The sequence below is a fragment of the Nonomuraea sp. NPDC050310 genome, assembly GCF_040655795.1.
Classification (GTDB): Bacteria; Actinomycetota; Actinomycetes; order Streptosporangiales; family Streptosporangiaceae; genus Nonomuraea.
This window is the reverse complement of the sequence record NZ_JBFAKP010000014.1, coordinates 172117-185587: the sequence shown is the minus strand read 5'-3', so window position 1 is coordinate 185587 and position 13471 is coordinate 172117. Positions and strand designations below refer to the sequence as shown.

The window sequence follows — 13471 nt, the reverse complement described above, 5'->3', positions numbered from 1 at the left end:
GTGGCGGGTTCCCCCGCACGGGGGAACCGCAGACCCGCCCGCCGGTCGTAGCGTCGGCGGACATGACCCCACCGCTTTCCGCCCGCCCCTGGCCGGCGTGGCTGCTGGCCCTGCTGTTCCTCGGCTACGCGGCAGGCAAGGCCGTCTTCGCCGTGCAGGGCCGTCTGGGCTTTCCCGGCGGGCCGCCGGTTTCGGTGGAGGAGGCGGCCGCCTACTTCCTGGAGCCGGGACCGGCGCAGGGGCTCGCCGCGCTCTCCGGCCTGCTGGGGGCCTGCGTGGTGCTGGCGACGGTCACCCCGCCGGGCCGCCGGATCCCTCGCCGGGTGCTGCTCGCCGCGCTCGGGGTGCTGGCCCTCGCGACCGGCGGCGGCGCGGGCATCATGATCCTCGACGGATTCCTCGGCCTGGGCGTCGGCTGGCGCTGGTACCACGGCCTCCTCGGCGTGATGGTGCTCGCCCTGCTGGTCGAAACGGTGCGGAGATACGTGCGCAAGGTCCCCGTGCGTACTATCCAAATCGGTACATAATGGTTGCCCATGGCGCAAGAATCCGAGGACAAGCAGGTCAAGCCCGCCGAGCCGAGCGACAACCTGGTCACCACGCGGCACACCCTCCCGACCGGCGCGGCCTACACCGCGACCACCGGAACCTACGTGTTGCGCGAGGAATCGTTCACCGACGGCAAATTCGACGGGCTGAAGGCCAAGGCGGAGGTCTTCGTCACCTCCTACACCCTGGACGGCGCCGACTCCAAGACCCGGCCGGTCACCTTCGCCTTCAACGGCGGGCCGGGATCCTCCAGCGTCTGGCTGCACCTGGGCGTGCTCGGGCCCCGGCGGATCGTCATGGGCGACGCGGGGAGCCTGCTGCCTCCGCCGTACGGGCTGGCCGACAACGCCGAGACGCTGCTGCTGGAGAGCGACCTGGTCTTCATCGACCCGGTCTCCACCGGCTACTCCCGCGCGGCCGAGGGCGAGCAGGCCGAGCCGTACCACGGGTTCACGGGCGACCTGGAGTCGGTCGGCGAGATCATCCGGCTGTGGACGACGCGGAACGGGCGCTGGATGTCGCCGAAGTTCCTGGCCGGTGAGTCCTACGGCACGCTCCGCGCCGCGGCGCTCGCCGAGTACCTGCAGACCCGGTACTCGATGTACCTCAACGGCCTGATGCTGATCTCCAGCGTGCTGGACATGGGCACGATCGACTTCACCCCCGGCAACGACCGCCCCTACGCGCTCTTCCTGCCGACCTACGCGGCCATCGCGCACTACCACGGCCTGCACGGCGACCGCGAGCTCGCCGACGTGCTGCGCGAGGCCGAGGAGTACGCCGAGCGCGACTACCTGTGGGCGCTGGCGCGCGGCACGCGGCTGAGCGCCGAGGAGCGGGCCGCCGCGGTCGCCAAGGTGGCCTCCCTGTCGGGGCTGTCGGAGGACTACGTCGACCGGGTGAACCTGCGCATCGAGCACATCCGCTTCTTCACCGAGCTGCTGCGCGACCGGCGCAGGACCGTCGGCCGGCTCGACGGCCGCTTCACCGGCTGGGACGACGACTCCGGCCGCGAGCACTTCAGCTACGACCCCAGCATGAGCGCGATCATGGGGCCGTACAGCGCGGCGCTCAACCACTACCTGCACACCGAGCTGGGCTACTCCAACGACCTGCCGTACGAGATCCTCACCGGGCGGGTGCGGCCCTGGTCGTACAAGGAGTTCGAGAACGCGCACGTCTTCGTGGCCGACAAGCTCGGCGCGGCCATGCGGCACAACCCGCACCTGCGGGTGCACGTCGCCTGCGGCTACCACGACGGCGCCACGCCGTACTTCGCCGCCGAGGAGACCTTCGCGCGGTTGCCCATCCCGGCGGAGCTGGCGGGCAACATCGAGTTCAAATACTACGAGGCCGGACACATGATGTACGTCCACGAGGACAGCCGCCTCCAGCAGTCGGCCGACCTCGCCGCCTTCGTCCGGGCGGGCCGTCCCGAGGTCAGCGCCTGACCGAGCGGAGCACGACGAACTTGGGGTCGCCCGCGACGACCTCGCAGTTGCCGAACAGGCGGCGCAGCTTGACGTGGTAGCCGAGGTGCCGGTTGCCCACGACCCAGAGCTCGCCGCCCCGGCGCAGGGCCGCGCGGGCGCCGGTGAACATGCGCCAGGCGGTGCCGTCGGTGACGCCGCGGTGGCTGTGGAAGGGCGGGTTGTTCAGCACGAAGTCCACCGAGCCGGGTGGGAAGCCGGACAGCCCGTCACCCACCACGAACTCGGCCTTGCCGTCGCAGTTGTCGCGGAAGGTCGCCTCGGCGGAGGCGACCGCCTGGTAGGACTCGTCGAGGAAGAGCACCTCCTCGGGCGTCCCGGACAGCGCGGCGGCCAGGCCGACCACGCCGTTGCCGCAGCCGAGGTCGACGACGCGGCCGCCGTCGATCCGCGGCAGGTGCTTGAGGAAGAAGCGGGTGCCGAGGTCGAGGCGGTCGGCGCAGAAGATGCCCGCGTGGTTGGTGACCGTACGCCCGGACAGCACGCCGACGTCGTCCGGCAGCGCGTAGCGCAACGGCCACGGGTTGGCCAGCCGGGGGAGCGCCGGGTCGGGGGTGCAGTGGATCAGCCGCGCCTTGCGCTCGGCGAGCGAGGTCCTGGTGGGACCGAGGATGCGCTCGAACAGCCGCAACGTCGAGGTGTGGATCTCGGTGACCATGCCGGTGCCCATGATCAGCGTGTCCGCGTGCACCGCCGGGGCCAGCCGGGTGAGCTGGTCCTCCAGCAGCGCGAGGCTCTTGGGCACCCGCACCAGCAGCGCGTCGATGCGCTCGGGCGGCGTGTCGCGGGTGGACAGCAGCCGGACGGCGCCCTGGTCGAGGCCGTTGCGGTCGAGGTTGGCGAGCGTGGCCTGCTGGGTGAGGAACGAGTCGGTGATCTGGGTGAGCGGCCCTTGCGCGGCGAGCGCCGTCGCCAGGGCGCCCCAGCGGTCGCCCACGACGGTCGGCGCGGTGACCGGGGGCAGCTCGCGCAGGAGGTACTCGTCGGCCGCGTCCCAGGCGCGCAACTGCTCGCGGGGGTGGTCGGGGAAGCGCCTGAGCTCGAACTCGTTCATCGGTCCCGAGGGTACCCCGCCACACTCACCCCGCCGGACTTGCCGGGCTTCGCGGCCCGGGGCCGATAGCGTCGCTGACATGCAGATTCTCGTCATCGGCGCAACAGGAATGATCGGCTCGCGGGTGGTCGCGGAGGCGCTGCGGCGCGGGCACCGGGTCACCGGAGCGACGCGCAGCGGCGCGGACGGCACGAAGGTCGTCCAGGCCTCCGACCCGAAGGCCGTCGCCGAACTCGCCAAGGGACACGACGCGGTGGTGATGGCGGTCTCGCCGCCGCGCGACGGTTCGGAGCCGGTCGGCCCATTCCTGGCCGACGGCCGCGGCGTGCTCACCGGCACGCACGACGCCCGGGTCGGCCGGCTGGTGATCGTCGGCGGCGCGGGCAGCCTGGAGGTGGCTCCGGGGCTGCCGCTGATGGACACCCCCGACTTCCCGCCCGCCTACCGGGGCGAGGCCCTGGCGCAGGCCGCGCTCCTGGACGAGGTGCGCAAGGAGACCAACCTCGACTGGACCTACCTGTCCCCGGCCCCGGAGATCGGGCCCGGCGAGCGCACCGGCGCCTACCGGCTCGGCGGCGACCAGCTCATGACCGGCGCCTCCGGCAAGAGCTTCATCAGCGCGGAGGACTACGCGGTCGCGCTGGTCGACATCCTGGAGAAGGACCTGGGGGTGCGCCAGCGCGTCTCAGTGGTCGGCTAGCGAACGGGGGGCGGAGGTCGCACCACTACAGTGAGCCGCGTGAATTTCATGGGATTGGTAGTCGGTGCGACTTTCGGCCTGGTTTTCGTGCTGGTGAACGCCGGCGAGCCGTTGCCGTTCTGGCTCGCCACGGCGCTGCAGATCCTGGCGATCGTCGGCTATCTGGCGATGTTCGTCCTGGGCCAGCTCGGCTTGAAGAAGCACGGCCGTCCCGAGGCCGACCCGGCCGGCCGGCAGTCGTACGGCAAGGGGTTCTGGATCACCGTCGTGATCGAGTTCGCGCTCATCTTCGGCGGCCTCTACGCGCGCGCCCAGACCGACCTGCCGCCCGAGACGAACGTGGCCTGGATCGCCTTGGTCGTCGGCCTGCACTTCGTCGTCTTCTGGAAGATCGGCTGGGACTTCGTCATCGCCATCCCGGGCTTCATCCTCACCGCCCTCGGCCTGATCGGCCTGGTCATGGTCTTCACCCCCGCGCTCGCCTGGACGCCGATCGTCAGCGGCGTGCTGGCCGGCGTCGTCCTGCTCGGCGGCACCCTGTCGGCGGTGGCCGACCACTACCGCACCGGGCGATAAATGGGATGACCCTCCCCTCGACAGCCGGGTAACCTGCGCGGGGACCTGGGGAGGGAATTCACAATGGGCCACGTCGAGGTGGGTCATCTGACCTACGTGCTGCCCGACGGCCGTCCGCTGCTCAACGACGTCTCCTTCCGCATCGGCGAGGGCGTCAAGGCGGCACTCGTCGGACCCAACGGGGCGGGCAAGACCACGCTCATGCGCCTCATCGCCGGCGACCTGCAGCCGGTGGAGGGCAGCGTGGCCAGCTCGGGCGGGCTCGGCGTGATGCGCCAGTTCATCGGCTCGGTGCGCGACGGCTCCACCGTGCACGACCTGCTGCTCAGCGTGGCCCCTCCCGCGGTACGGCAGGCGGCCGAGCGGCTGGAGCGGGCCGAGCTGGCGATGATGGAGCGCGAGGACGAGAAGACCCAGGTGCGCTACGCCCAGGCGATCAGCGACTACACCGACGCCGGGGGCTACGACATCGAGGTGCTCTGGGACACCTGCACGGTGGCCGCGCTCGGCGTGCCGTACGATCGCGTGAAATATCGGGACGTGTCAACGCTGTCGGGCGGCGAGCAGAAGCGCCTGGTCCTGGAGGCCCTGCTCCGCGGCCCCGACCAGACCCTGCTGCTCGACGAGCCGGACAACTACCTCGACGTCCCCGGCAAGATCTGGCTGGAGCAGGCGCTCAAGGAGACCCCCAAGACCGTGCTGCTGGTCAGCCACGACCGGCAACTGCTGGCCAACGCCGCCGACCGCATCGTCACCGTCGAGTCCGGGAACATCTGGATCCACGGCGGCGGCTTCGGCACCTACGTCGCCGCCCGCAAGGCCCGCAACGAGCGCCTCGACGAGCTGCGCCGCCGCTGGGACGAGGAGCACGCCAAGCTCAAGGCCCTGGTCAACATGCTCAAGAACAAGGCCAGGTACAACGACGGCATGGCCCCGGCCTACCACGCCGCCCAGACCCGGCTGCGCAAGTTCGAGGAGGCCGGCCCGCCCGAGGTCGCGCCCAAGGACCAGCTCATCTCCATGCGCCTCAAGGGCGGCCGCACCGGCAAGCGCGCGGTCATCTGCGAGCGCCTGGAGCTCACCGGCCTGATGAAGCCCTTCGACCTGGAGATCTGGTACGGCGAGCGGATCGCCGTGCTCGGCTCCAACGGCTCGGGCAAGTCGCACTTCCTGCGGCTGATCGCCGGCGAGCCGGTCAACCACACCGGCGTCGCCCGGCTCGGCGCCCGCGTCGTGCCCGGCCACTTCGCGCAGACGCACTCCCGTCCCGACCTGCTCGGCCGCACGCCGTGCGAGATCGTGATGACCGAGCACGCCCGGCTCAAGAACGAGGCGATGAAGACGCTGGCCCGCTACGAGCTCGCCGGGCGGGTGGCCGAGCAACGCTTCGAGACGTTGTCGGGCGGCCAGCAGGCGCGGCTGCAGATCCTGCTCCTGGAGCTGTCCGGCGCCACGTTGCTCCTGCTCGACGAGCCGACCGACAACCTCGACCTAGCCAGTGCCGAGGCGCTCCAGGAGGGCCTCGACGCCTTCGACGGCACCGTCGTGGCCGTGACGCACGACCGCTGGTTCGCCGAGGACTTCGACCGGTATCTGGTGTTCGGGGCGGACGGCAAGGTGTACGAAGCGCCCGAACCCGTATGGGACGAGAGCAGAGTGGTGCGAGCCCGTTAAAGAGTTGGTACGGCAGGCGCGTGTCCCGCGCTTGCCGTACCAAGAAAGCGGCTACTACCGAATACGTGCGTATCACCGTCCTTGCCCTGGGCCTGCTGTGCCTCGCCGGGTGTTCCACCGGCACCGAGCCGGCGCCCGTCCAGCTCAAGCCGCTCGCCCTCGCCGAGCAGGCCTCGACAGTCGTGAAATCGGGCGACGGTTACGTCGTCAACTGGGCCGGAGTGCTCAGCAACGCCAACCCGTGGCACTTCGGCGAGCACGTCGTGGCCACCGTGGTCGGCCGGGACGCCAAGGGCGCCGAGGTGGTCCGGATGGACCAGCCGCTCGACGCCGTGCCCCCGGGCGGCAAGCTGGCCTTCACCGGCCAGGCGACCGCCGCCGCCAAGCCGGAGAAGGTGAGCATCGAGTACGGCCAGGCGCAGTGGCGGCCGGCCGGGCGCATCGTCTCGTCGTTCAAGGCCTTCCCGGCCTCGCGCGTCCAGACGCTCAAGCAGAAGGACGGCAGCTACCTGATCACCGGCGCGGTGGCCAACCCCTACCGCACCCCGGCGGGCAGCCTCGTCGTCAGCGCGCTGGTGCGCGACAGCGCCGGCAAGCTGCTGGGCGGCGGGAGCACCTTCGTCGACAACGTGAAGGCGGGCTACACACCGCGCTTCCTGCTCACCATCGAGGGGTTGAAGGACCCGGCGGCGGTGGCCAAGACCGAGGTCGTGGTGCGCACCTGGGGCTCGACCGGCCGGCCGTACGAGGAGCTGGCGCTGGGCGGCGCGGTGCCGGTGCACACGGTCAAGCCGACGACCGAGCCGTTCCTGCGCGACCGGGGACGTCAGCCTCTGCCGACGGATCAGTAAGCACGTGACGGCGCGGCAATTCGCCAGCAAATAGCCTGATAAATCAGGCATTTGAATGGTGTGATTGACGCGCCGTACAAATTGCCGACCTCTTTTGTCATTGGCGGAGAAAACGTAGAACTGCAAGTTACCGATCCATTACCGTCTGTCGCATGAATGACCGCGTCCTGGTCGAGGCCCTCCGCTCCCGCGACCCGGGAGCCCTCGCCGCGCTCTACGACTCCCACGCCGAAGGCGTCTACAGCTATTGCTGGTCCCTCCTGCTCAGCGGCGACAGCGCCCAGGTGGCCCTGCGCGACACCCTGATCGCCGCCGAGGCGCACATCGCCAGGCTCGCCGATCCCGACCGGCTCCGGCCGTGGCTGTACGCGCTGGCCCGCGTCGAATGCCTGCGCCGCCGCCAAGCGGTGCCACCGGACCGCGAGGCCGAGGAGCCGCCGGAGCTCGACGACCCCGAGGACGCCGACCTGCGGGTCATGGCCTGGAACGCGGTCCGCAGCCTGGCCCCGGAGGACCGGGAGATCCTGGAGCTGACCGCCACGCACCGGCTGCCGATCACCGAGGTCGCCGCCGTCCTCGGCATCGGGCTGCGCCGCCTGGACGAGGACCTCGACGAGGCCCGCGAGCGGCTCAGGGACGCGATCACCGCCGAGATCCTCGCCCGCAAGGGCCCCTACGACTGCCCGCGCCGCGCGGTGCTCCTCACCGGGTTCGCCGGTGAGCTCACGCCCGAGATGCGCGACCACCTCGTCCGCCACCTGGCCCGGTGCACGCTGTGCGCGCCCCACCGGCTGCGCCAGGTCTCCGCCGCCCGCGTCTTCGAGCTGCTGCCCGGCATGTGGCTGCCCGAGTCGCTGCGGGTGCGCGTGCTGAGCTGCTTCGTCGACCCCGAGCTCGTGCCCTACCGCCGCTACGTGGCGCGCCGTTCGGCCGCCCTGGACGCCGCCGGATTTCCCGGCGCGGACGGAGGGCGGGCTCGGCGGTGGACTCAGGCGCTGGTGGGCTCGCTGGCGGGCGTCGCGGCGCTGATCGCCATCCTGGGCGTCTTCCACTACTTCGGGGCCGAGCCGCGTGCCCTGCCCGGGGTGGCCGGGGGCGCGTTGTCGCCGATCGGGGAGTCGCCCGGCATCCTGCTGCCGTGGCAGCCCGACCCGCTGGACACCGCGCTGCACGTCGAGCCGCTGCCCGACAGCCGCGACACCCGCCCGCTCGGACCCGGCGGACCTGGCGGACCTGGCGGGCTCGGCGGGCCGGGCGGGCCGGTCGTGCCCGTGGCCGGGCCGGGGGCGCGGGCGCCGATCCCGCCCGTCGCGCCGCCCACGGTCCGTCCGGCGCCGACCGCCCGGCCCACCGGCCCGGCTCCCAGGCCGCAGCCCACGACCGCGCCGGCCCAGGGCGAGCCCGGACGGGCGCCCGGCCGCGACCACCACGGCGGCTCCACCCGCACGCCCTGCCCGCCCAAGAAACCCGCCCCCAAGCCCCCCGCCGACCGCCCGACCGACAAGCCCACGAGCAAGCCGACCGACCAACCCACGGTCAAGCCTTCGGACCCGCCCCAGACCCCCACCCCGGCGCCCAGCAATCCCCCTGGCACGACCGAGCCGCCCGCCTCCACCCCCGAGCCGTCGAGCACGTGACCTCGGGCGCCGCCTTCGAGGTCCGGCTCGACCCGCAGCTCGGCGCCCGGGTCTGCCCCGGCGAGCTGCCGCCCGCCCTGGCCGCGCTGGTCCCGCGCAGCCAGCGGGCCGACTGGCCGACCTGGCTCGACCCCGGCCCGCGCATGCTCCGCGACGTGCTGGAACTGGCCCGGCTGCAGACCGCGCGCGGCCTGGCCGTACTGTCCTGGCTGGCCGGGGCCGAGACCCCGGCCGACCTCGGCTGGCTGTGGGCCACCCGCCGGCTCACCGGCCCGCGCCAGGAACGCATGTACGGCGCCGCCGCGGCCGTCCCCGACCCCGTGCTCGGCCTGGTCCTGGCCAACTGGACCTGGGCGCTCGACACCCGGCACGGCGGCCGGGTGATCGCCCCCTACCTCGCCGCGACCGCCTACCCCGGCGACGGCCACCAGGCCGCGCACGCCGCCATGACCCTGCTGCAGACCTACGACCGCCACCCCGAGGTGCGCGCCGCGGTCGCCGCCGCCTGGGCGACCGCCAAGGTCGGCACCGACTGGTGCAAGGCCGCCGAACTCCGCGCGACCTACGGAAGCCCGACCCCGGTCTTCACCTACCCCCGTGGGGCGATCCCGCCGCCGATAGGCGTACGACCCTGGATCGAACGCCTTTTTCGCCTGCGATGATTACAGTGTGTAGTGGTTCAGGTGTGCTCTGTGTGACGAGTGGGCACAGTGAGTCCATGAGCCCGATCCGAGCTGGACTTTTGGCTGCGTGCCTGCTCGTGACGGTCTGCCCCCCGGCCGTTGCCGAGCCCGGCCCATCCGCTGACGACGTCGCCGACGCCCGGCGGGAGGTGCGCAGCCGTACCCGAGACCTGGGGGCGGTCAACGCGCGCCTGGCCGCCGCCCGCGCCCGCCTCGACGCGCTCGCCACCACCGCCGGGCGGCTGGTGGAGGCCTACAACGGGGAGAAGGTACGGCTGGCCCGGGCCGAACAGGCCCACCGCGACGCCCTCACCCGGCTGTCGGCCGCCGAGACCGCGATGGAGGCGGCCCGCGTCGAGGCGGCCCGGCTCGCGGGGGAGCTGTACGGCGGCGCAGACGTGAACCGCCCCTTCGTCGGGATGATCAACACCGACGGCTACCTGCACCGGGTCAGCGTGCTGCAGCAGATCGGCGGCGAGCGCGGCATGGTGCTGGTCCGCATGCGCGACAGCCGGCTCGTCGCCCAGGTGCTGCGCGAGGAGGCCGAACGCGCCCGGCGCGAGCAGCAGGCCGCGGCCGAACGTGCCGCGGCGGCCCAGCAGGCGGCCGAACGCGCGGTCGCCGAGCAGCAAAAGGAGACCGCGGCGCTCAAGGAGGAGCGGGAGGAGCTCGAGAGCGAGCTCGACGCCGCCCGCAGCGAGGCCGAGCGCCTCGAACGCCGCAGGGCGGAGACTCTGGAACGGTCCAGTTTCGGCTACGTGTCGCTGGCCAGCGGTTCGGCGCGCGGGGACCTGGCCGCCAACTGGGCGCTCAGCCAGCTCGGCAAGCCGTACGTGTGGGCCGCCGACGGCCCGTCCAGCTACGACTGTTCGGGCCTGACGATGCGGGCGTGGGAGCGGGTGGGCGTCCGGCTCGACCACTGGACGGGCACCCAGTGGACCTCGGGGCCGCACGTGCCGCTCAACCAGCTCCGCCGGGGCGACCTGCTGTTCTTCGGCTACGTCAGCCGCGACCCCGGCACCATCCACCACGTGGGGATGTACATCGGCAAGGGCCTCATGGTGCACGCGCCGCAGACCGGGGACGTGGTCCGCGTCGCCTCGATGTGGCGACGCGACCTCGTCGGCGCCACCAGGCCGGCCGGTTAGGGCCGGCCCGGCGGGACCGGTGGACTAGTGGTGGCCGTGGCCGCCCTGGTCCTTGAGCCGCTGGAAGGAGCGCACGACCTCGGCCTCGGCCTCGACCCGGCCGACCCAGTTGGCGCCCTCGACCGACTTGCCCGGCTCCAGGTCCTTGTAGACCTCGAAGAAGTGCTGGATCTCCAGCCGGTCGAACTCCGGGACGTGGTGGATGTCGCGGATGTGCTCCATGCGCGGGTCGGTGGCCGGGACGCACAGGACCTTGTCGTCGCCGCCCGCCTCGTCGGTCATCCGGAACATGCCGACCGCGCGGCAGGTGATGTAACAACCCGGGAAGGTCGGCTCCTGGAGCAGGACAAGTGCGTCCAGGGGGTCGCCGTCCTCACCGAGGGTGTTCTCGATGAAGCCGTAGTCTGCGGGGTACTGCGTGGAGGTGAACAGCAGCCGGTCAAGCCTGATCTTGCCGGTTTCGTGGTCCACTTCGTACTTGTTCCGTTGCCCCTTCGGAATCTCAACGACAACGTCGAACTCCACGGCGGTTCCTCCGCTTCACACCCGGACGGGCGTTAATGTCTCATAGGCGAATACGTACTTGGGAGAGATAGATGCGCGAGCGGTGGTTGGCACTCGCCACACTCGCCATGCTCCAGGTCGCGACCCTCGGCGCGGGCGCTTACGCGATCGCGAACGACGGTTTCAACCTGGACGCGATGACGAAACCGGCAACCCGGACCGAGCCGGTCGCCGAACCCCCCGTCGCACCCGTCATCACCTCCGGACCCGTGCTGGCCACAGGCGGTGACGGAACTCTCCCGACTAAGAGTACTTTGGCCAGCGAACTCACCGGCGCGCTGGGTGACAAAGCCCTGGGTCCCCACGTCGGAGCGGTCGTCATCGACGTCGCGACGGGGGAACGACTCTACGCCGCCAACGCCGACGAGGGCGTCATTCCCGCCTCGACAACCAAGATCGTAACGGGTGCCGCCGCGCTCGCCTCCCTCGGGCCCGACACCCGCCTCACCACCCGCGTCGTCCAGGGCCGCACCGCGAACACGATCGTCCTGGTCGGCGGCGGCGACCCGACGCTGGCCGGCCCGTCGGCCAAATCCTCGGGCGCCTACCCGCGCCCGGCGACGCTCGCGACGCTCGCCCAGCGCACCGCCGAGGCGCTCAAGGACAAGGGCGTCACCAAGGTCACGCTCTCCTTCGACGACTCCCTGTTCACCGGGCCGTCCAGCGCGTCCGGCTGGAAGTCCAACTACATCCCCGACGGCGAGGTCGCGCCGGTCACCGCCCTCATGATCGACTCGGGCAAGGCCAACCCCGCCCAGTCGGCGCCGCGCGTCGCCGACCCGTCCCGGCACGCCGCCACCGCCTTCGCCAAGCTCCTCGCCAAGTACGGCGTGAGCGTCGGCAAGACCGTCGCCGCCGCCACCGCGCCCGCGGGAGCGGCCGAGCTCGCCCAGGTCCAGTCCGCCCCCGTCTACGCGCTCGTGGAACGCACCCTGACCCGGAGCGACAACGACGTCGCCGAGGCGCTCGCCCACCACGTCGGGCTCAAGGAGGGCTTCGGCGGCTCCTTCGACGGCGGCATCAAGGGCGTGCAGCAGGCGCTCAAGCGCGTCGGCGTGACCAAGGGGATCGTGGTCACCGACGGCAGCGGCCTGTCCATCAAGAACCGGATCAGCGCCGGCGCGCTCGCCCAGCTCGTGGCCCTCGCCTCCTCGCCCGCCCACACCGACCTGCGCGCCGTCGTCTCCGGCATGCCCATTGCCGGGTTCTCCGGCACGCTCGGCAACGGCCGCCGCTTCACCAGCCCGCAGAGCAAGACCGAGGTCGGCCTGGTCCGCGCCAAGACCGGCACGCTCAACAACGTCAACACCCTCGCCGGCTTCGCCACCACCCGCGACGGACGCCTGGTCAGCTTCGCCTTCCTGGCCGACAAGGTGCCCGTCTACGCCGAACCCGTTCTCGACCGGCTCGCCGCCATCGTCGCGCGCTCCTGAGCTAGCACGTACGGTGGACGGTATGCAGGTGATCGACTGGGATCTGGCCGTCGCTACCGGAACGCGCCTGGTACGCCCAGGCCCGCAGGTGAGCCGCGAAGAAGCCAGGCAAGCTGTATCCGAGCTGCGCACCCTTTCGCGCGAGGCCGAGGGCCACGTCCGGGAGTTCACGCAGATCCACACCGAGACCCCGCCCCAGCCCGCGACCATCGTCGACCGGCCGGGCTGGATCAAGGCCAACGTCGAGGGCTTCCGCGTCGTGCTGGAGCCGCTCACCGAGCGCATGTCCGCTCGCGACAACCCGCCACCCGCCATCGTCAGCGCCGTCGGCTCCCGCATCACGGGCGTCGAGGTCGGCGCCGTCCTGGCCTTCCTCGCCACGCGCGTCCTGGGCCAGTACGAGCTGTTCCTGCCGCCCGACCCCTCCGGCCGCGAGGCTGTCGGCCGGCTGACCCTGGTCGCGCCCAACATCGTCTCCGCCGAGCGCGAGCTCAACGTGCACTCGCGGGACTTCCGGCTCTGGGTCTGCCTGCACGAAGAGACCCACCGGGTGCAGTTCACCGGCGTGCCCTGGCTGCGGGAGTACGTCCGGGGGCAGATGACCGAGTTCCTGCTCGCCTCCGACCTCGACCTGCCCACCCTGCTCGAACGGCTCCGCAACGCCGCCGACACGGTGGCGGACGTGGTGCTGCGCGAAGGCGAGGGCAACCTCATCGAGGCCATCCAGACGCCGGAGCAGAAGGCCATCCTCGACCGGCTCACCGCGGTGATGACCCTGGTCGAGGGGCACGGCGACTACGTCATGGACGCGGTCGGGCCGGCTGTCGTGCCCTCCGTGGTGGACATCCGGGCCAAGTTCCAGCAGCGGCGGGCCGCTGGGGGGCGGGTCGATCGCACGATCAAGCGGCTGCTCGGGCTTGAGCTCAAGATGAAGCAGTACGCGCAGGGGTCGGCCTTCGTGCACGCCGTGGTGGGGAAGGTGGGGATGGAGGGGTTCAACAAGATCTGGACCTCGCCTGAGACGCTGCCGACCATGGACGAGATCTCCGACCCGGACGCCTGGACCCGTCGGGTTGTGGGGACGGACGCGCTTCCGGCCTGACGTTTGGAAT

The 13471-nt window shown here is 71.7% G+C and carries 13 protein-coding genes; 11 read left to right on the top strand and 2 right to left on the bottom strand.

Annotated features, from left to right (window positions below; all coding sequences use genetic code 11):
• Nucleotides 1–62: 62 nt before the first annotated feature.
• Together AB0I67_RS28795 and AB0I67_RS28790 are read left to right on the top strand one after the other, a co-directional pair.
• A complete protein-coding gene (locus tag AB0I67_RS28795; RefSeq protein ID WP_357929423.1) occupies nt 63–527 on the top strand; it encodes a hypothetical protein in 465 nt (154 codons plus the stop codon).
• Between the two features lie 9 nt (nt 528–536).
• The gene (locus tag AB0I67_RS28790) at nt 537–2000 is read left to right on the top strand and encodes a peptidase S10 (protein WP_357929420.1); all 1464 of its coding nucleotides are present in this window, start codon (nt 537–539) and stop codon (nt 1998–2000) included.
• Here AB0I67_RS28790 and AB0I67_RS28785 read toward each other — a convergent pair.
• Nucleotides 1990–3093, bottom strand: a complete 1104-nt coding sequence (locus AB0I67_RS28785) for a methyltransferase (protein WP_357929417.1) — start codon at nt 3091–3093, stop codon at nt 1990–1992. The genes AB0I67_RS28790 and AB0I67_RS28785 overlap by 11 nt on opposite strands.
• A gap of 79 nt (nt 3094–3172) precedes the next feature.
• Here AB0I67_RS28785 and AB0I67_RS28780 point away from each other — a divergent pair, with 79 nt between their 5' ends.
• The 7 genes from AB0I67_RS28780 (at nt 3173) to AB0I67_RS28750 (ending at nt 10362) form a co-directional block, all read left to right on the top strand.
• The gene (locus tag AB0I67_RS28780; RefSeq protein WP_357929414.1) at nt 3173–3793 is read left to right on the top strand and encodes an NAD(P)H-binding protein; all 621 of its coding nucleotides are present in this window, start codon (nt 3173–3175) and stop codon (nt 3791–3793) included.
• Nucleotides 3794–3841: 48 nt separating this feature from the next.
• On the top strand, nt 3842–4369 hold the full coding sequence (locus AB0I67_RS28775; RefSeq protein ID WP_357929411.1) for a hypothetical protein: 528 nt from the start codon (nt 3842–3844) through the stop codon (nt 4367–4369).
• Nucleotides 4370–4432: 63 nt separating this feature from the next.
• Nucleotides 4433–6043: an ATP-binding cassette domain-containing protein gene (locus tag AB0I67_RS28770; RefSeq protein ID WP_357929408.1), complete on the top strand. Its 1611-nt coding sequence runs from the start codon at nt 4433–4435 to the stop codon at nt 6041–6043.
• 65 nt (nt 6044–6108) lie between these two features.
• The gene (locus AB0I67_RS28765) at nt 6109–6894 is read left to right on the top strand and encodes a hypothetical protein (RefSeq protein WP_357929405.1); all 786 of its coding nucleotides are present in this window, start codon (nt 6109–6111) and stop codon (nt 6892–6894) included.
• A gap of 152 nt (nt 6895–7046) precedes the next feature.
• Nucleotides 7047–8531, top strand: coding sequence for a hypothetical protein (locus AB0I67_RS28760; RefSeq protein WP_357929402.1), 1485 nt, complete (start codon nt 7047–7049; stop codon nt 8529–8531).
• On the top strand, nt 8528–9193 hold the full coding sequence (locus AB0I67_RS28755; RefSeq protein WP_357929401.1) for a hypothetical protein: 666 nt from the start codon (nt 8528–8530) through the stop codon (nt 9191–9193). The genes AB0I67_RS28760 and AB0I67_RS28755 overlap by 4 nt, the downstream gene beginning before the upstream one ends.
• A gap of 56 nt (nt 9194–9249) precedes the next feature.
• Nucleotides 9250–10362, top strand: coding sequence for a C40 family peptidase (locus AB0I67_RS28750; protein ID WP_357929398.1), 1113 nt, complete (start codon nt 9250–9252; stop codon nt 10360–10362).
• A 24-nt stretch (nt 10363–10386) separates the two neighbouring features.
• On the opposite strand, the gene AB0I67_RS28745 is transcribed toward AB0I67_RS28750, so the two are convergent.
• The gene (locus AB0I67_RS28745) at nt 10387–10887 is read right to left on the bottom strand and encodes an inorganic diphosphatase (RefSeq protein WP_357929396.1); all 501 of its coding nucleotides are present in this window, start codon (nt 10885–10887) and stop codon (nt 10387–10389) included.
• A gap of 71 nt (nt 10888–10958) precedes the next feature.
• Between AB0I67_RS28745 and dacB the strand changes: the two genes are divergently transcribed.
• Together dacB and AB0I67_RS28735 are read left to right on the top strand one after the other, a co-directional pair.
• A complete protein-coding gene (gene dacB, locus AB0I67_RS28740) occupies nt 10959–12359 on the top strand; it encodes a D-alanyl-D-alanine carboxypeptidase/D-alanyl-D-alanine-endopeptidase (RefSeq protein WP_357929394.1) in 1401 nt (466 codons plus the stop codon).
• A 22-nt stretch (nt 12360–12381) separates the two neighbouring features.
• Complete coding sequence (locus AB0I67_RS28735; RefSeq protein ID WP_357929391.1) at nt 12382–13461, top strand: zinc-dependent metalloprotease; 1080 nt, start codon at nt 12382–12384, stop codon at nt 13459–13461.
• Nucleotides 13462–13471: the final 10 nt, after the last annotated feature.